This window comes from Actinoplanes sp. NPDC023714 (genome assembly GCF_040639855.1).
In the GTDB taxonomy this organism is placed as follows: domain Bacteria; phylum Actinomycetota; class Actinomycetes; order Mycobacteriales; family Micromonosporaceae; genus Actinoplanes.
Genome location: NZ_JBFAAR010000009.1, coordinates 272,526 through 290,682, shown reverse-complemented (window position 1 = coordinate 290,682; position 18,157 = coordinate 272,526). Strand labels below are relative to the sequence as shown.

Sequence of the window (18,157 nt, the reverse complement as noted above, 5' to 3'; positions counted from 1 at the left end):
CAATGGGCTGCAGCCGGGTGACGCCGGCAACAACACGCTGCAGCCGGACGACGTGGGCTGCAGCGTGTTGCTGCCGGGACGGTCGGATCAAGGAACGGGTACGGCGGAGGTCAGGGGGCCACGCGGCCGTGCTTCTCGAACGCGGCGTGGGTCAGGGGCATCAGGGTCGCCCACTCCGACTCCATCCGCTCGGCGACCATTTCGATCTCGCGCTGCGGGAAGGAGGGGACCTTCGCGTTCTCCTTCTTCGTGCGCAGCGAGAGGAAGTGCATGAGGGAGCGGGCGTTGCAGGTGGCGTACATCGAGGAGAAGAGGCCCACCGGCAGGACCGCGCGGGCCACCTCGCGGGCGATGCCGGCCTGCAGCATCTCCTGGTAGGACTCGTAGCTCCGGCGGTACGCCGCTTCCATCGCGTACACGGCCTGATGGTGTTGATCCTCGGTGCCCGCACTGAACTCGTATTTGCCGGGGCGGCCGTGCTGCACGAGTTTGCGATCGGGCGCCGGGGTGTAGAAGACCGGCTGGAGCTCGCGGTATCGGCCGCTCTCCTCGTTGTAGGACCAGCCGGCCCGATGCCGGTGGAACTCGCGGAAGACGAAGATCGGCGCCTGCACCAGGAAGGTCATCGAGTTGTGCTCGAAGGGGGTGCCGTGCCGGTCCCGCATCAGATAGTTGATCAGGCCGGTGGACTTCTCCGGGTCCTTCGTGAGCTCGTCGAGCGACGCCTCGCCGGCCGTCGACACCCGCGCCGCGAACAGCACGTCGGCGTCGGTGGCCGCGCTGCGCACCAGGGTCACCGCGATATCGGTACGAAATACCAACTCTGTCACGTGCTGGAATGCTGCCAGATCATCCCGCTTTTCGACGCAGCGAAACCTTGTGGCAACCCTTCGCGGCTACAGTCGACCGTCTCCGCACGGCTGCCGACCGAGGGCTGGAATGCCATGACATCGCCGCAGCAGCTCCCTCCCGCCGACGACTTCTACCTGGCCGCGCACGACGGCATCGGCGGCCGCACGCTGATCGCCGACCGGGTGCTCGGCGTCGGCCTGGCCGCCGGGCTGCTCGGCGAGCTGATGTTCTGGCGCCGCATCCAGTCGGTGAGCGAGACCGCGTTCCAGGTGGTCGACCCGCAGCCGACCGGTGACCAGGCCGCCTCGGCCGTGCTGGGCCGTCTCGCCGGGACGGCCGGCCCGCACGATCTGCGCCAGTGGATCCCGCACCTGGCCGCCGGTCCCGCCACCGAACTGATCGAGCACCGCCTGCTCGCGGCGGGCGTGCTGCGCCGCGAGACGAAACGCCGGCTGCTCGGCACGAACACGTCCCTGGTCTTCGACGATCCGCGCAGCACCGGGCAGCCCGCCGTCCGGATCCGGACGCGGCTGTCCTATAACCAGCCGCTCGACACGGTGGATCTGATGCTGGCCGGGCTGTTCCTCGCCACCGGCCTGGACGAGATGGTCTTCGACACGCTCAATCCGCGGGACCGGGCGCGGCTGTCCGACCAGTTCCGCCGGAATCTGCCGCAGCCGCTGCATCATCTGGTCGGGTGCGCGCGGGCGGCCGCCATGCCGGCCGCCGTCGGCTCCTGATCCGGGCCGGGTGGCTGCCGGCAACCATGGACCGTCACGCCCGACTCCGCCGGATCGGGCGGAGTCGGGCGCAACGGGTGATCGTCACTTCAGGGCGTAGGCCCTGATGACCGTCTGGCTCACCGTGTTGCCGTGCGAGTCGGCGGCGTTGACCCGCAGCGACGCGAAGCCCTTGCCCTTCGGGTGGTTCACCGAGGCGACCGAACCCTTCAGGGAGGCCTTCTTCCAGGTCTTGCCGTCGTCGAAGGAGACCTCCACCTTCAGCGACTTGATCTTGCCGACCTTGGCGCCCGGCTGGTGCTCGACCACGACCGGGATGTCGAACCGCTTACCGGCCGGCGCCGCGTTCCGCGCGTCCAGTCGGGGCGCGAACCGGACCGTGTGCAGCGGCAGCCGCTGGAAGTCCTCGCCGGCCACGTGACCGGACTTGAACGTCCACACGCCCCGCACGTCGGTCGAGAGGGTGTGCGGCGCGCCGCGGGTGGCCGAGGCCTCCAGCCGGTACGACGAACGGGCCGCCGGCACCTCGAACTCGACGCCCTCGCCGACCAGGGTGCCGTTGCGGTAGAGCTTCGCCGTGTACGAAGCCTGGTACGCGAAGCCGGGGTGCCCGGCGCCGTCACCGTGCAGCGGCACGTTCGCGATGATCAGGTCGCCCTGGCGGGTCACCCAGTACGGGTCGTACGGCGGCTGGGTGACGTTCGGCCCGAACACGCCCTTGTTCCACTGCTGGTGGTACGTCCGCCCGGCCTTGAACGCCTGCGGCGCGCTGATCGCCTCGTCGAGCCAGTCCGACCAGCCCTCCTCGTTGACCGGCAGCTCCTGGTGGAACTCGCCGGACCACTTGACGTCCGGGTTGACGTACTCGGTGCGCTGGAACGGCAGGTCGAACGGGGCGAAGGTGGTCCAGTAGCCGCTCTCCTCGGTGTAGCGCGGCGCGTTGCCCTTCACGCCGTGCACGCCGGTGGCCTCGACGCCGTAGGACGCCTCGATGGTCGCCAGCTCGCGCACCTTCGGCGCCTTGACCAGCCCGTTGAACATCCGGCCGGGGCTGAAGTACGCCAGGTCGGTGGTGTACGGGCTGTTGTGGCTGCTGCCCTCGGCGTCGAGCCTCGCGAACGAGCCGTTGACCGAGCCGACGAAGAACGGCTTGGACACCTTCGACAGCGGGGCCGCGAACATGGTGCCGAAGTCGTCACCGACGAGGCTCGCGCCGTACCCGCCGTCCTCCAGCATCCAGTCCGCGTTGACGGCGGCCAGCAGGGTGCCGGCGTCGCGCTGCGGCGGGGTCACCTTGACGGCCTTCGCCTTGCGGGCGTCGATCGTCAGCGTGCGGTCCCCGTCCACGACCAGCTCGGACTCAGTCAGCATCGACGTGTTCTCCTCGCCCTGGTAGACCCAGGAGAAGAGGCCGTAGCGACCCTTCGGGACGCGGACCGTGCCGGAGCCGAAGAGGTCGAACGCGGCGAACTTGTCGAGGCCGAGCAGCGCGGTCAGGGCCTCCTCGTTCGGCTGGCCGTCGCGGCCGATCACGTTGATCGTGAGGTTGTAGCTCTCCACCTCGTTGACGACGCCGAGCGCCGTCGACACCCGTACGCCCGAAGCGGCCACGGCCGTGAGATAGCCACCCAGCTCGCCCTCCGGCGTGCTCTCGTCCGTGGTGGCGGTGACCGTGGTCGACGCGGTGCCACCGGCCGGAACGGTCAGCGAGCTCGCGGCCACCGAGAAGGGCGCCCCGGAGACGTTCAGGGCGAGCGTGACGGGCGCGCTGCCGACGTTGCGGTAGGTGACCGTACGGGTGATCGGCTGGTCGTCGTCGTGCGGCCAGGCCTGGATGCCGAAGCTGGCGCTGCCCTCGTCGACGGTGACCGTCTGGGTGATCTGCCGGGACACGTCGACCCGGCCCGCGCCCTGGTCGTAGGCGTTGGTGTCGGGCGTGGGCTTCGCCGACGCGATCAGGGTGTTCTTGCGCAGCTTCGACGACCAGTCCGGGTGCTGCTGGACGAGCAGCGCCGCGGCGCCCGCGACGTGCGGGGTCGCCATCGACGTGCCGGAGAGGGCGACGTAGCCGTCAGCGGCCGGGTCGCCGATCTCGCCGTTGGCCGCCTTCGCCGCGACGATGTCGACGCCGGGCGCGGTGATGTCCGGCTTGACCGCGCCGTCCCCGGTCCGCGGTCCCTTGCTGGAGAAGTCCGCGACCTGGTCGTCGCGGTCGACGGCGCCGACCGACAGGGCCGAGTCGGCGGACGACGGCGAGCCGATCGTGCCCCTGTCGAAGGCGTTGCCGGCCGCGATCACGAAGAGCGTGTCGTGCGACGCGGTCAGGTCCTCGACGGCCTGCTCGAGCGGGTCCACCTGGGGGGTGTCGGTGCCGCCGAGGCTGAGGTTGACCACGGGCGCGCGCTCGGCGGCCCAGATCATGCCGGCCAGGATCGCCGACTCCTCACATCCGAACGTCTCGCACACCTTGCCGATCGCGAGCTTCGCACCCGGCGCCACGCCCTTGTACTTGCCGCCCGACGCGGCGCCGCTGCCGGCGATCGTCGAGGCGACGTGGGTGCCGTGGCCGACCACGTCGTCGGTGCTCGGCTCGGTGGTGAAGTTCTCCGACGCGGAGATCTTGCCGGCGAAGTCCGGGTGGGTGGCGTCGATGCCGGTGTCCAGCACCGCCACGGTGACGCCGGTGCCGTCGTACCCGGCCTGGTAGGCCGCCGGCGCACCGATCTGCGGGACGCTGCGGTCCAGGCTGATCTTGCGGTGGCCGTCCAGCCACACCTTCTGCACGCCGGCGCTGAGGGTGCGGGCGTTCTCCGGTCCGGCGGTCAGCGACGACCAGATGCTCGCCCGGCCCGCCATGTCCGCGCGGACCGCCAGGGTGCCGAGCGCCGACAGGTCACGGGTGACCCGCGCCTCCCCCGCCGTAAGCGCGGAGCGGGCGCGCGACGCGCCGGCGTTCGGGTAGGAGACGAGCAGCGGGAGCTCGTCGCCCCTGGTCACCGCGGCCAGCTCGGTGACGTCGAAGAGCCGCTTGTCCAGGCGGCCGTCGCGCAGCAGGGCGCGGGCGTCGGACGGCAGGACGTAGCGGTGGTCGCCCTCGGTCCAGGTGGAGAAGGTGATCTTCTCGCGACCGGGGCCGGGCTGGATCGAGTTGCCGACGACGCGGTCCCCGGTGATCAGGGTGACAGCGCCTTTTCGTACGGATTTTTCGGGATTTAGCGGTTGCCCAGCAGCCGCCGCCGGAGCCGACATCAGCCCCACAGCCAGGATCGAACTGGCCATCAAGGCGGGCAGTCTTCGATGCATGCGATGCCTCCCGTGCCGGGACCATCCCGGCTCGGGATAGACACTTGCAGATGGATGCAACGTCGTCCCCACCTGCGGCGGCGGGATCGTCTACTCTCCCGGCGGGAGCAGGAAACGTCTTTGAAGGGCCCGATGACCATCACGAACGAAGCCCCGGCCGAGGTCCGTACCCCGCGCTGGAAGACCGCGGTCCGGGACGCCATGCCGGCGATCGGCGTCTATGTCTTCCTGCGCCTGGTCAGCCTGGAGGTCATGGCGATCCTGGCCCGCTACGCGCACGCCCAGGACCCCGGGAAGCAGGTCTACCCGGACGGCACGATCAACCAGTGGCGCGGCTACACCTCGTCGATGGACGCGCTCATCTCGTGGGACGCCCGCTGGTACACGCTGATCGCCGGCGAGGGCATCGGCGGGCCGGTCGGCGCGGTCGACGAGAACGGCGTGCCGTACCTGAACCGGCTGATGTTCTTCCCGCTCTACCCGTGGCTGGCCCGCCCGCTCACGTTCCTGCCCGGGATCTCCCCGATCGCCGCCTGCCTGATCGTCTCGGCGATCGCGGCGGTCGCAGCGGCCTGGGGCCTGTACCTGATCGGCCGGCACGTGCACGACCACCGGGTCGGGATCATGCTGGTCGCCGCGTGGGCGGTCGCACCCACCGCGATGACCCAGAACGGCGCGTTCTCCGAGTCGCTGTTCACCGCGCTCGCCGCGTGGGCGCTGTGGGCGCTGCTCACCGAGCGCTGGCTGCTCGCCGGGGTGCTGGCCGGGCTGAGCGGCCTGAGCCGGCCGACCGCGGCCGCGCTGATCGGCGTGGTGGGCCTGGCCGCCATCGTCGCGGCGATCCAGCGGAAGGACTCCTGGCGGCCGTACGCCGCGATGGTCCTCGCGCCGGCCGGGCTGCTCGCCTACGTGGCCTACGCCGGCAGCCGGGTCGGCGGCATCGGGAAGTACTTCGAGGTGCACAGCAACACGTTCGGCGCCTGGTGGGACTACGGCGAGTCGACCACGAAGCTGGTCTGGGACGTCATGCTCGGCAACAGCGAGGACGCGACCAAGCCGATCCGCGTGCTCAACGTGCTGGTGCTGTTCGGGTTCATCCTGCTGATGATCATGCTGATCGCGAACCGGGCGCCGTGGGTGCTGTCGCTCTACGCGGTCGCCACGTTCGTGCTCGCGGTCGGCTCGCACGCGCACATCTCGATGATGAGCCGGCACCTGCTGCCCGCTTTCACGGTGCTGCTGGTGCCGGCTGTCGCGCTGTCCAGGATCTCCAACCGGAACGCCGTCATCCTGCTCGGGACGCTGGCGCTGCTCTCCGGCTGGTATGCCGGATGGCTGCCCTTCATCTCCGGGCAGGCCATCTAGCGCTGTTCGTCGGCTGGGGTTATTTGACGGCCGTCCGACCGGCCCGGCTCGCCGCGGCGATGACCGGGTCGGTCTCGTCGTCGAACTGGCCGATCACCTGCTCCAGGAGATCCTCCAGGGTGACCAGGCCGATGACCTGATCACTTTCAGACACCAGCGCGAGGTGGCTGCGCCGCTGGCGCATCGCCGCGATCGCGTTCACCACGCTGGTGTCGGCGGAGAGCGGCAGCGGCGCCGTCATCATCGACCCGGCCGTGACCGGGTCGCCGTGGCTGGTCGCCCGCGCCGCGTCGCGGACGTGCACGACACCCACGATCGCCCCGGACGCGTCGGTCACGGCGAGCCGGGACCGGCCCGACTCGGTGCTGCGCAGCTCCACCGCGCGGGCGTCGGCGCCCGCGTCGACCGAGACGATCCGGTCGGTCGGGACCATCACCTGGCGCAGCTCGGTCGACTGCACCGCGAGCATCGCGGTGAGCAGCTCGTGCTCGGCGTCGGCGATGGTGCCGTGCTCCTTCGACGTCTCCAGCAGCATCCGCAGCTGCTCCGGGTTGTGCACCTGCGCCAGCTCGTCCTGCGGGGTCACCTTGAACAGCCGCAGGCACGCGTTGGCGAGCCCGTTCAGCGCGGAGAGCACCGGCCGCAGCACCGTGGTGAACCCGACGAACGGGATCGCCAGCAGCTGCGCCGAGGTCTCCGGGTGGCTGATGGCCCACGACTTCGGGGCCATCTCGCCGATCACCACGTGCAGGAAGCCGACCAGGGCGACCGCGAGGACGAAGGCGATCGCGTACGCCACCCCTTCCGGCAGCCCGACGGTCGTGAAGACCGGCTCGAGCAGGTGCGCGACGGTCGGCTTGGCGAGCGCGCCGAGGCCCAGCGTGCAGAGCGTGATGCCGAGCTGCGCGCCGGCCAGCATCATCGACAGGCTGCGGGTGCCGGCGAGCGCGACCCGGGCGCCCCGGGAGCCGTCGCCGGCCGCCTGCTCGAGGCGGTGCCGTTTCGCGGCGACGAGCGCGAACTCGGCCGCCACGAAGAAGCCGTTGAGCGCCAGCAGGAGAAGGGAGATCAACAACGCCCAGGTGGTGCTCACGCGGACACCTCCCGGTTCTCGCGGATCACGCTGAGCGCGATCCTGTCGGGCACGTGCCGGCGGACCGCCAGCACGGTCAGCCGGGCGACGCCCTGCGGCTGCGGGTTGCCGTCCTCGTCGACGAGCGGCGGCAGCTCGATCTCGACCTGCTCCAGCGCCGACGGCAGGTGGCCGAGGCGGGACAGGATCAGGCCGGAGACCGTGTCGTACAGCTCGCCGTCGGGCAGCCGGACCCCGGTCGCCTCGGCGATCTCGTCGACCCGGGCCCGGCCCGGGATCGTCCAGGTGCCGTCGGCGTCCTGCTCGATGACCGGCTCGGGCAGGTCGTCCTCGTCGCGGATCTCGCCGACCAGCTCCTCGGCGACGTCCTCGAGGGTGATGATGCCGGCGAAGCCGCCGTACTCGTCGACCACGATCGCGAGCTGCCGGTGCGCCGCCTTGAGACGGTCGAGCACCTCCGGCAGGCGGGCCGACTCGGGCAGCGCCACGGCGGCGGTGCACAGGTCGCGGACCGGGGTGGTGGCCCGGGCCGCCGGCTCCAGGGTGACCACGTCGGCGATCGCGACCACGCCGATCACGTCGTCGACGTCGTCACCGATCACCGGGAACCGGGAGTGCCCGGTGTCCAGCAGGTCGACGACGCGGGACGCCGGCTCGGAGGCGTGGATGGTGGTCACGTCGACGCGGGGACGCATGGCCTCGGCAGCGGTCCGCGTACGGAAATCAAGCCCGTGGTCGAGCAGCTGGGCGGCCTTGGGATCGAGCGAACCGTGTGTCCCCGCCGCCGCGATGATGCGGTCCAGATCTTCCGAGGTGGCGCCCTGCGGCAGCTCCTCGACGGGCTCGATGCCGACGGCGCGCAGCAGCCGGTTGGCCGTGGCGTCGAAGACCCGGATGAGCGGGCCGACCACGGTCAGGTAGATCAGGGTGGACCGGGACAGCGCCCGGGCCAGCGTCTCGGGCTTGGCGATCGCCAGGTTCTTCGGGGCCAGCTCGCCGAGGACCATCTGCACGACCGTCGCGAACACCAGCGCGAACACCATCGAGATGCTGGTGCTCACCGCTTCCGGTACGCCCGTCGCGCCGAGCAGCTCGGCGGTGCCCTCACCCAGGTAGGGCTCGGCCACGTAACCGGCGAGCAGCGCGGTCACGGTGATGCCGACCTGGGAGCCGGAGAGAACGAAGGAGAGTCGCTGGGTGACCTTGAGGGCCCGCTCGGCGGCGGCGTCCCCCTCGTCGGCCATGGCCCGCAGCCGCTCCCGGTCGACGGCCACGTAGGCGAACTCCTGCGCCACGAAATAGCCGGTCGCCGCGGTGAGCAACACAATGATCAGAACACCAACAAAGATCAGCACCGGGTCATCCCCGGCCTCGTACTACAGCCTTCGGCTGAATCATCACTCACAAATCGGAACTTATCAGGTGGCGCTGAAGGCTTGCTGAAAGGCAGCCGGACCCGGCCCCCGTCGGGCCGGCCCACGGGGGACCGGCCCGGCCGGGAACTAGCGGAGGCCGTTCTCGATGGCCTCGATGATGCGCGGGCGCATCTCGGCCGCCTCGATCACGGCGTCGACCGAGCCGACCTCGACAGCGCGCTGGATGCTGTGCACCCGGTCGAACTCGGCGGCCACCTCGTTCAGCTTCTCGGACCGCACCGACGACCGCAGGCCGTCCAGCTCGGCGAGCAGGGCGCTGCGCTCGGTGCCGGTCACCTCGGTGGCCCGCGCCTCCAGCTCGCGCACCCGCGGGTCGGCCGCGGTCCGCGCGTTCACGTCGCTCGCGAAGACCACCGCCGCGGCCGGGGCGCCACCGAGCACCGAGGCGAACGAGCCGTTGACCGCGAGCACCGTCATGTTCTCGTTGAGCGCCTTCGAGAACACCACGAACGCGCCGCCGTGGTAGCGGGAGATCACGCAGAAGACGATCGGGCCCCGGAAGTTGACGATCGCCCGGCCGATCTCCGCGCCGTACTCGAGCTGCAGCTTGCGCATCGACTCCGGGGAGCCGTCGAAGCCGGACAGGTTGGCGAGCACCACCAGCGGCCGGTTGCCGGAGGCCGCGTTGATCGCCCGGGCCGCCTTCTTCGACGAGCGCGGGAAGAGCGTGCCGGCCGTGTACGTGTCCGGGCCGTCGGTGGGCGGGAAGCCCCGCCGCGGCACCGACCGGGACTCGATGCCGAGCAGGCAGACCGGGATGCCGCCGAGGTGGACGTCCTGGACCACGGCCGTCTCGGCGTCGGCCATGCCGGCCCAGCGCTCCAGGACCGGGTGGTCCTGGTCGGCGAGGGCGCGCATCACCGTACGGATGTCGAAGGCCTTCTTGCGGTCCGGGTTCGTCGCCGCCGAGAAGATCTCGCCGACCGTGGTGAAGTCGCTGCCGGCCGCCGTGTGCGGGAACGTGGAGATGTCCCGGTCGATCGGGTCGCCGGTGGCGACCCGGCGCGGGCCGGTCTCGCCCGGAGCCACGTACGTGTGGTCGTAGTGCGACATCAGCACACCGCTCGCGGCCACCAGGTCGGGCGCCCAGTACTGCGCCTGGCCGTTCGGGCCCATCACCCGGTCGTAGCCGCCGATGCCGAAGTTGTCCTCGGCCGAGACGCCACCGGAGAAGTCGAGCGACTGCTTGCCGGTGAGCACCATGGCCGACTCCGGGGTCATCACGAGGACGCCCTTCGTGTGCATCAGCATGGTGGCCTCGGCGTTCCAGTACGGCTGGGCGCCCACGTTGATGCCGGCCACCACGATGTTGATCTCACCGCCGTCCTGGGTGAACTCGACGATCCGCTTGAGCGCGGCGGCGACCCAGTCCATGTTCTCGGTGCCGGACTCCATCGAGATCCGGGCGCCGGCGGAGAGGGCGTACCACTCCAGCGGCACGTTCATCCGCTCGGCCAGGTCGAGCGCGGCGATCACCCGGCGGCACTCCGGCTCGCTGAGCGCGCCGAGCGCCTTCGTCGGGTCGCCGAGCAGCAGCACCCGGGTGACGCCCTCGGGGTGCCGCACGGTCGGCGTGGTGATCACACCGGCCACGATCGCCGCCCTGTTGCGGCCCTTCGGCCGGTCGACCGGGACGAGCACGTGGTTCTCGTCGAGGTCGTGCTCCACGAAGGCGCCGAGCATCGCGGTCAGCTCGTACGGATAGACGGTGTTGCGCGCCGCCGCCCGCTGCACCTTCTGCTGGTAGTCGTCGAGCGGCTCGACCGGCGCGACCGGCGGCTCGCCGACCGAGAACTCGGGACGGCCGGTCGGCCCGAACGCGATCCGCAGGGCGATCTTGTTGAGGCCGCCGGACTCCCGGTGCCGGCCGATGAACAGGATCTCCGAGAGGCCCGCGCCGGCCGCGGTCGGCGCCACCCGCTGCGCGATCATCTGCAGCTCGGCGACGGTCAGCTCGATCTCCGGCCAGACGTAGATGACGATCCGGTTGCCCTTGAACGCGGCCTTCGCCGGGCGCCGCGACTGCACCCGCCGGATCGAGTCGAGGCAGCTCGCCACGACGTCCTCGGCGGTCGGCAGGGCGACCAGCCGGCCCTCGTGGTCGCGGAACTCGGTGAGGTCGCGGACCTGGGCGAGCGCGACGAGACGCTGGTCGGACTCGTTCTCCCGGGCCACCGCCTGGAAGAGGTGGACCTCCTCGTCGACCGAGGGCAGCCGGGTCAGGTCGAACTTGGAGAACCGCTCCAGCTGGAAGCGGGTGGCGATGTACGGATGCAGCCCGCGGATCAGCCGCTCCTCGCCCATCCCGGTCGACGACGGCCGGAAGGTGAAGTGGTGGTGGGCCACCGCGCCGTGCCGGCCGGCCACCGCGATGGTGACCCGGCGGACCTGGTCGGGCAGCGGCACCGAGCTGACGACGCCGTGCAGCGCGACCGCCATCTCGTCGCCGGACGCCGGCTGGTTCTCCCAGCCGAGGTAGATGTCGGCGACCACGTCACCGCCGCGGGCCAGCTCGGCCAGCCCGCTCAGCGCGCTGCCGAGCTCCTCGTAGGGCACCGCCGACGAGACGACCCGCAGGTCGGTGCGCTCGGCCACGACGAACGCGCAGCCCTCCACCTTGCGGGTGGTGACGCCGGTGAGGCCCTTGTTGCCGTAGTAGCGGCGGGTCAGCACCTCGAGCATCGCCGAGTTGTCCAGGTCGGGGCGGGACAGCCGCTGCCCGAGCAGCCGGATCAGTGGCTCGGTGCTGCGGACCATCTCGGCGATCCGCTCGGCGCGGTCCGCCGCCTGCGGGTTCTCGTCGAGGTGGCGCAGGTGCTTGCGGATCCCGGCGTAGACCAGGGCCCGGTTGCGGCGCAGCAGCGGCTGGCCGAACCAGGCGAAGACGACGCCGCGGGCCAGGTCGGCGAGGACCGGGAAGCGGACCTGGGTGGCCGAGACGACCCGCTCCAGGGCGAGGCCGGCCGGCTCGTGCAGCACGTCGTCCGGCGGCGGCTCCTGCAACCAGGAGCGCAGCAGCGTGGCGATCACCGAGGCGTCGGTCGCGGCGCGCTGCTGGGCCAGGAAGATCCGGAAGACCGCGGACTCCAGCTCCGGGGTCCGGTCCAGGCCGGTGACGCCGTAGTGGCCGAACGCCTTGCTGAGCTTCGCCGTGAACGTCTCCGGCAGGCCGGCCCGCTCGGCGTCGAGGCTCTGCAGGTAGGTGTGGAAATATTCGCGCGGGCTGTGCACCCGCGAGTCGCCGCCGCTCTCGTCGCCGGCCGCCCGGTTGCGGCTCAGCTCGGCGAGGTCGGCGAACGCCTCCAGCAGCTCGATCTCGACGGCCAGCGGGCGGGCGCCGCTCGCGGCCGCCTCGGTGCGCGCGGCCAGGTAGTCGTCGAGCACCCGGCGGTTGTCGTGCGGGTCGGCGTCGAACCCGAGCAGCAGGCTGCGCAGGTCGCGCTGGCCGCGCAGGGCGCGCTCGCGGGCCGAGGCCTCGCCGGGCTCGGCCGGCAGGTCCAGCTCGACGGCCTCGGTGACCTCGACCGCCTCGGCCTCGTCGGCCGCGATCGGCTCGAGGCGCAGCAGCGGCGCGCCGGCGTCGACCTTGCTGCCGACCGAGACGACGAGCTCCTTGAGCCGGGCCTTGAACGGCGCGCGGAGCACCGCCTCCATCTTCATGGCCTCGAGCACCAGGACCGGGGCGCCGGCCTCGACCTCGGCGCCGATCTCCAGCGGGGTCGCGACGACGAGCGCCGGCATCGGGGAGCGCAGCACGCCGCCCTCGTCCCGGCTGATCCGGTGGGTGACGCCGTCGACCTCGACCACGTGGGTGGACTTGTGCGTGCCGGTGAGCAGCCGGTAGCGCACGCCGTTGACCCGGATCTGGCCGGTGTGCCGGTCGAACCGGTCGAGCTCGACGTCGGCGAACCCGGTCTCGGCGCCGGCCTCGATGCCGACCCGGAAGCGCTGCGGGCCGACCCGGGCCACCCGCACCCGGTAGGTCACCCCGCGCAGCTTCAGGTCGAGCGGGCGGCCGCTCTCGTGCTGCACCTGCGGCCGGCCGCCGAACGCGGTGGAGAGCAGGCGCTGCTGCTCGGCGTGCTCCTCCTCCTGGTAGACCTCGATGGCGGCGGCGGTGAGCGCCACCGCGGAGTGCCGGTTGGAGACGAGCCGGCCCTCGCCGCGGACCCGGTCGATCCAGCCGGTGTCGGCGCTCGCGTCGACCACCTCGGGCTGGTGCAGCAGGTCGAGCACGAAGCTCTTGTTGGTGGCGCCGCCCTCGATCACCACCATGGTCTCGGTCATGGCCCGGCGGAGCCGGCCGAGCGCCTCGTCCCGGTCCTTCCCGTACGCAATGATCTTGGCAATCATCGAGTCGAAGTCGGCGGCGATGGTGTCGCCCTCGCTCACGCCGGTGTCGACCCGGATGCCGGGGCCGGCGGGCAGGTCGAGGCGGGCGATCCGGCCGGGCGCCGGGGCGAAGTCGCGGTCCGGGTCCTCGGCGTTGAGCCGGGCCTCGATGGCGTGACCCCGCTCGACCGGCGGCTCACCCTCCAGCCGGTTGCCGGACGCCACCCACAGCTGCGCCTTGACCAGGTCGAAGCCGGTGGTCGCCTCGGTGATCGGGTGCTCCACCTGGAGCCGGGTGTTGACCTCGAGGAAGGCGAGCAGGTCCTCGCCGGGGTGGTAGAGGAACTCGACGGTCGCGGCGCCGCGGTAGCCGACAGCGACGGCGAGCCGCTCGGCGGACGCCTTCAGCTCGGCGGCCCGCTCCGGCCTGAGGACCGGCGACGCCGACTCCTCGATGACCTTCTGGTTGCGCCGCTGCACCGAGCAGTCACGGACGCCGAGCGCCCACGCGGTGCCCTGGCCGTCCGCGATGACCTGGACCTCGACGTGCCGGGCGCCGGTGACCAGGCGCTCCAGGAAGACGATGCCGCTGCCGAACGCGCGGGCCGCCTCCTGGCTGGTCCGCTCGTAGACGTCCTCGAGCTCGTCGGCGCTGCGCACCACGCGGATGCCGCGGCCGCCGCCACCGGCGGTCGCCTTCAGCATGAGCGGGTAGCCGATCTGCTCGGCCGCCTCCTTCGCCGCCTCCAGGGTGGCGACCTCGCCGCGGCTCCACGGCGCGACCGGGACGCCGACCTCCTCGGCGATCAGCTTCGAGCCGATCTTGTCACCGAGCTTGCGCATCGCCTCCGGGCTGGGTCCGACGAACGTGACGCCGACCTTCTCGCACAGCTCGGCGAACGCCGGGTCCTCGGCGACGAAGCCCCAGCCGACCCAGGCCGCGTCGGCGCCGGTCTCGACGAGCGCCCGCTCGAGGACCTTCAGGTCGAGGTACGGCCGGGCGGCGGCCGGACCCAGGTCGTAGGCGACGTCGGCCTCACGCACGAAGGTGGCGTGCCGGTCGACGTCGGTGTACAGCGCAACGGTCTCGATCGGTGTCCCGGTCTCCGCGGCCAGGTCTCTGGCCGCGTGGATGAGCCGCATGGCGGCCTCACCCCGGTTGACGATCACGATACGACGGAACACCGAACGAACCCCTTCTCTACCCCGGGCCGGCAGCGACCGGCCCGGACTGTAGTAAACAGTGCCCGCCGGAAGGCCCTCGCGGTTTGTGCCTACTCGTTAGTAGGACATTCCTTGAAAGAGCCCCGGCCATCTGATTCAACGACTGTCGGCACGACCTGACTCTATGCGCATCGGGCCGTTTCATCGAGGGTCCCGAGATCACCCCATTGACAGGGAGAGAAGGCGCTCCTAGCGTTGTCGAAAACGTTTTCGGGAAGTTTCTGGGGGCAACATGAGCAGTGGACCGGTCGTCCCCACACCGCAAGCGTTGTCGACGCTCCGGCCGCTCGACGCCGGCGCGGTGCGGCTCGACCCGGGCGGGCTCCTCGGCGGCTGGCAGGCACGCAACGCCGCCGTGACGATGCGGCACCATCCGGCCACGGAGGGCCTCCCCTTCGAGGGCCCCGCCTCCGATCTCCTGCGGGCCGCCGTCGCCGCGATGCGCTCCGCCCCGGACGACGCCGCGCGCCACTACGCCGACGTCCCGCCGCCGGACTGCCACCCGGGCGCCCTCGCCGAGATGTTCCGGGTCACCGGGTATCGCCCGTACCTCGAAGCCGCTCTTGAATCGATCGAGAACCGCGGCAAGGGAACGATGGACGGCGGCGAGTTCGGCCCGAGCCACCTGCAGGATCATGTGCCGCTGCGGAAGGCGCGCGAGGTCGCCGGCCACGTCGGAAGTCAGCTGGCGCTGCTGGCCGGGGCCGTGGACGTGGCTGTCGAAATGCATGATCATGAGCTGCTGGAGGCGGTGATCCTGCTGTGGGACTCGGCCATCGAGAGCCGCACCCATCTGACCGGCGGGCAGGGCTCCCGGCACCGCGACGAGGCGTTCGGCGACCCCTACGAGCTGCCGCCGGACCGCGCGCACGCCGAGACCTGCGCCGCCATCGCGAGCTTCCAGCTGTCCTGGCGGCTGCTGCTGGCGACCGGCGACGTCCGCTACGCCGACGAGATGGAACGCGTGCTGCACAACGGCATCGCGGCGGCGATCGGCGTGGACGGCGCCTCCTTCTTCCGGACGAATCCGCTCCAGGCCCGGACCCCGCTCGTGCGCTCGGAAGGCACCTGCTGCCCGCCCCACCTTGCCGGTCTCATGGCCTCGCTGCACGCCTATGTCGCCACTTCCTCCATCAAAGGCATCGAGCTTCATCTGTACGGGACCAGCACCGTGGCATCCGGGTCCCGATCGATTTCGGTCGAGACCCGGTATCCGTGGGACGAGCAGGTCACCGTCACGGTGGAGTCCACCTCGGACGAGCCGTGGACGCTCGCACTCCGGATCCCGGCCTGGTGCGCGGATCTGCGCCTCACCGTGAACGGCACCCCGGCGCCGGCCCGCCGGCTCGTCGAGAAGGGATACCTGCGCCTGCACCGGTCCTGGCACCCCGGCGACCGGATCACCCTGACCCTGGCCATGCCCGCGCGCCGGATCACCGCCCATCCGCGGGTCGACGCCACCCGGGGGTCGGTGGCGCTGGTCCGGGGGCCGCTGGTGTACTGCCTGGAACAGGCCGATCTTCCCGCCGTGGGGAAGCTGGCCGGGGTCGCTCTGGAGGATCTGGAACTGGACCCCTCGGCGCCGCTCGCGGTGGCCTATCACACCTCGGGCATCGCTCCTGTCACGTTGCAGGCGCCGGTGCGGGTGCGGCCGGTCGCGGAGTCGTCGCTCTACCGCAACCTCGTCCCGGCGGCGCCTTCGCCGGCGGCGGCGGTGGCTACGGCGATCCCCTATTTCTTGTGGGCCAATCGGAAGCCGGGGCCGATGAGGGTGTGGATTCCGCTGTCGGGGCAGGCCTGAGGGTTTGGTCGCCGCCTCGGCCTGCGCCTTCTTGCGCTTGCTGCCTCGCCGTGCGCCTTCTTGCGCTTGCCGCTTCGCCGTGCGCCTTCTTGCGCTTGCTGCCTCGCCGTGCGCTCGGTGGCTGGTCCGGGCCGTTTTGCTGCCGCGCCGCTTCCGCTCCTCGGCGCTGGCGCGCTTGCGGTGCGGGTCGGCTTGCCACTCGATGAATGCCGTCGCGGTGGGTGGTGGGTTGCGGTGTCGCTGGTCCGGGCCGTCCGGAGGCTGCGGGTTTTGTTTACCTCTTCTCCGGAGATCCTGTCGCTTCTTTTGAAATCTTCCGGTGGGCGCCGGGGCGTCTTCGCAGGACCATTCATCCATGGAACAGACACGATTCCGCACGACGCCACCGTCACTCTCACCTGGAGTTTTGCGCGGCTGTGGTGGGCCGTCCGGTTGAGCTCCTCCTGTTTCTGGAATCGCTCGACCGGACGGCTGTGGCTCTTTTCTGTCCTCAGTCTGTGTCAGAGGCCGAGTTTTCCGGTTCCCGCACCGGCCGTCACCACTGACTTGATGGTGCTGGCGGTGTCCAGGGTGTAGGCGTAGGTGATCGCCTTGACCGAGCCGTTGGTCTGGGGTGTGCCCGAGTTGACGAAGTGGTTGTTGCGCTGCACCAGGTTGCCGTTCGGGGAGGTGCCCTGGGCCAGGGTGGTGGGGCGCGCGACGTTCTCGAAGTAGTTGCCCTCGACCAGGACGCCCGCCTCGGTCGTCGACGCCACGCCGTAACTGGTCACGCCGTCGTAGTAGTTGTTGAAGACGTGGACCGGGTTGCCGAAGCGGACCCGCGGGTGGCGCTGGTTGGTCCCGTCGAACCAGTTGTGGTGGTAGGTGACGCGCAGCTTGCCGCGGTCGCCGGTGTTGTCGTCGCTCGAGCCGAGCAGCATGGTCTTGTCGTGGCTGCGGGTGATATTCCAGGAGACCGTGACCAGGTCGGAGGCGAGGCGGATGTCGACCAGGCCGTCGGTGGCCGAGGAGAAGGTGTTGTGGTCGATCCAGACGTGGTGCGAGCCGTCCTGGACGTTGATGGCGTCGTCACTGGAGCCGGTGAAGTTGAGGTTCTGGATGATGACGTTGTTGACGCCGGAGAGGGTGAGGCCGCCGCCCTTCAGGCCGGAACCGGAGCCGACGCCCTGGATGGTCTTGTTCGAGGCGACGCGGTGCATGCCGGACAACGAGATCATGCCGGAGACCTTGATGATCCGGGCGCCGGAAGCCTGCAGGGCGGAGTCGAGGTCGGCCGCGGTCGTGACCGTGGTGGTGGAGCCGCCGGCGCCGCCGGTCGTGCCCGCGCCCCAGCCGACGAGTGCCGAGGCCGGGGCCGCGGCGCCGACCTGGGTGAACGACCACTGCTTGTTCGAGTTCGCCGTACACGTCTCCTGAATCATCGCGGCGCCGGAGGCGGTCGAAGCGTCCTTGTCGCTGACGCAGAGGCCGCTGCCGACGTTGATGATCTGGAAGGTGCCGGTCCCGCTGGCGGCGAGCCGCCACTGCTGGTTGGTCTGCGCGCTCGCGCAGCCCCACTGCTGGAGTTGGACGCCGGAGGTCGCCGAGCCGCCCGGTACGTCGATGCACTTGCCGCTGGAGACGTTCTGCAGCAGGTAGTTCGATCCGGCCGCGACGAGCTTGAACTGCTGCCAGTTCGCGCCGTCGGTGCAGCCCCACTGCTGCAGCAGCGCACCGTTGTCCTTCGAGGCGCCGGGGACGTCGATGCACTTGCCGCTCTTGGTGACCTTCAGGGTATAGGCGGCTCCGGCGGCCGGGAGCGTCGCCGCGTCGGAGGGCAGCACCGACCAGCCGAGCAGGGCGAGGGGGACGATCAGGAGAAGCGCGAGCTTTCTCACGGAGGACTCCTCTACAAAGACTCACGGGGATGTCCGGTAGATGCGGGAGCGCTCCCACCCACAACAACAAACCTGCAACTAATTTGGCCCGGATGTTTCTTGCCAGTTAATCGAGACGTCTCTATCGTTCCGAG

General features: G+C 70.9%; 9 protein-coding genes. 3 read left to right on the top strand and 6 right to left on the bottom strand.

Annotated features, from left to right (window positions below):
• Window positions 1-110: 110 nt before the first annotated feature.
• Window positions 111-830 (bottom strand): FAD-dependent thymidylate synthase, encoded by a 720-nt coding sequence (gene thyX / locus AB0G10_RS33120; RefSeq protein WP_360930728.1) that lies wholly within the window; start codon window positions 828-830, stop codon window positions 111-113.
• Window positions 831-944: 114 nt separating this feature from the next.
• Between thyX and AB0G10_RS33115 the strand changes: the two genes are divergently transcribed.
• Window positions 945-1,592 (top strand): GPP34 family phosphoprotein, encoded by a 648-nt coding sequence (locus AB0G10_RS33115; RefSeq protein WP_360930725.1) that lies wholly within the window; start codon window positions 945-947, stop codon window positions 1,590-1,592.
• Window positions 1,593-1,676: 84 nt separating this feature from the next.
• Here AB0G10_RS33115 and AB0G10_RS33110 read toward each other — a convergent pair whose 3' ends face one another.
• Complete coding sequence (locus AB0G10_RS33110; RefSeq protein ID WP_360930722.1) at window positions 1,677-4,871, bottom strand: S8 family serine peptidase; 3,195 nt, start codon at window positions 4,869-4,871, stop codon at window positions 1,677-1,679.
• Window positions 4,872-5,027: 156 nt separating this feature from the next.
• On the opposite strand from AB0G10_RS33110, the gene AB0G10_RS33105 reads away from it, so the two are divergent.
• Complete coding sequence (locus AB0G10_RS33105) at window positions 5,028-6,260, top strand: glycosyltransferase family 39 protein (RefSeq protein WP_360930719.1); 1,233 nt, start codon at window positions 5,028-5,030, stop codon at window positions 6,258-6,260.
• A 19-nt stretch (window positions 6,261-6,279) separates the two neighbouring features.
• On the opposite strand, the gene AB0G10_RS33100 is transcribed toward AB0G10_RS33105, so the two are convergent.
• From AB0G10_RS33100 to AB0G10_RS33090, 3 genes are all read right to left on the bottom strand, one after another.
• On the bottom strand, window positions 6,280-7,353 hold the full coding sequence (locus AB0G10_RS33100; protein ID WP_360930716.1) for a hemolysin family protein: 1,074 nt from the start codon (window positions 7,351-7,353) through the stop codon (window positions 6,280-6,282).
• Window positions 7,350-8,708, bottom strand: coding sequence for a hemolysin family protein (locus AB0G10_RS33095; protein ID WP_360930713.1), 1,359 nt, complete (start codon window positions 8,706-8,708; stop codon window positions 7,350-7,352). Before AB0G10_RS33095 ends, AB0G10_RS33100 begins: the two co-directional genes overlap by 4 nt.
• 147 nt (window positions 8,709-8,855) lie before the next feature.
• A complete protein-coding gene (locus AB0G10_RS33090; RefSeq protein WP_360930710.1) occupies window positions 8,856-14,306 on the bottom strand; it encodes a carboxyl transferase domain-containing protein in 5,451 nt (1,816 codons plus the stop codon).
• A 271-nt stretch (window positions 14,307-14,577) separates the two neighbouring features.
• On the opposite strand from AB0G10_RS33090, the gene AB0G10_RS33085 reads away from it, so the two are divergent.
• Window positions 14,578-16,146, top strand: coding sequence for a beta-L-arabinofuranosidase domain-containing protein (locus AB0G10_RS33085; protein ID WP_360930707.1), 1,569 nt, complete (start codon window positions 14,578-14,580; stop codon window positions 16,144-16,146).
• A gap of 500 nt (window positions 16,147-16,646) precedes the next feature.
• Here AB0G10_RS33085 and AB0G10_RS33080 read toward each other — a convergent pair whose 3' ends face one another.
• The gene (locus AB0G10_RS33080) at window positions 16,647-18,023 is read right to left on the bottom strand and encodes an RICIN domain-containing protein (protein ID WP_360930704.1); all 1,377 of its coding nucleotides are present in this window, start codon (window positions 18,021-18,023) and stop codon (window positions 16,647-16,649) included.
• Between the last annotated feature and the right edge of the window lie 134 nt (window positions 18,024-18,157).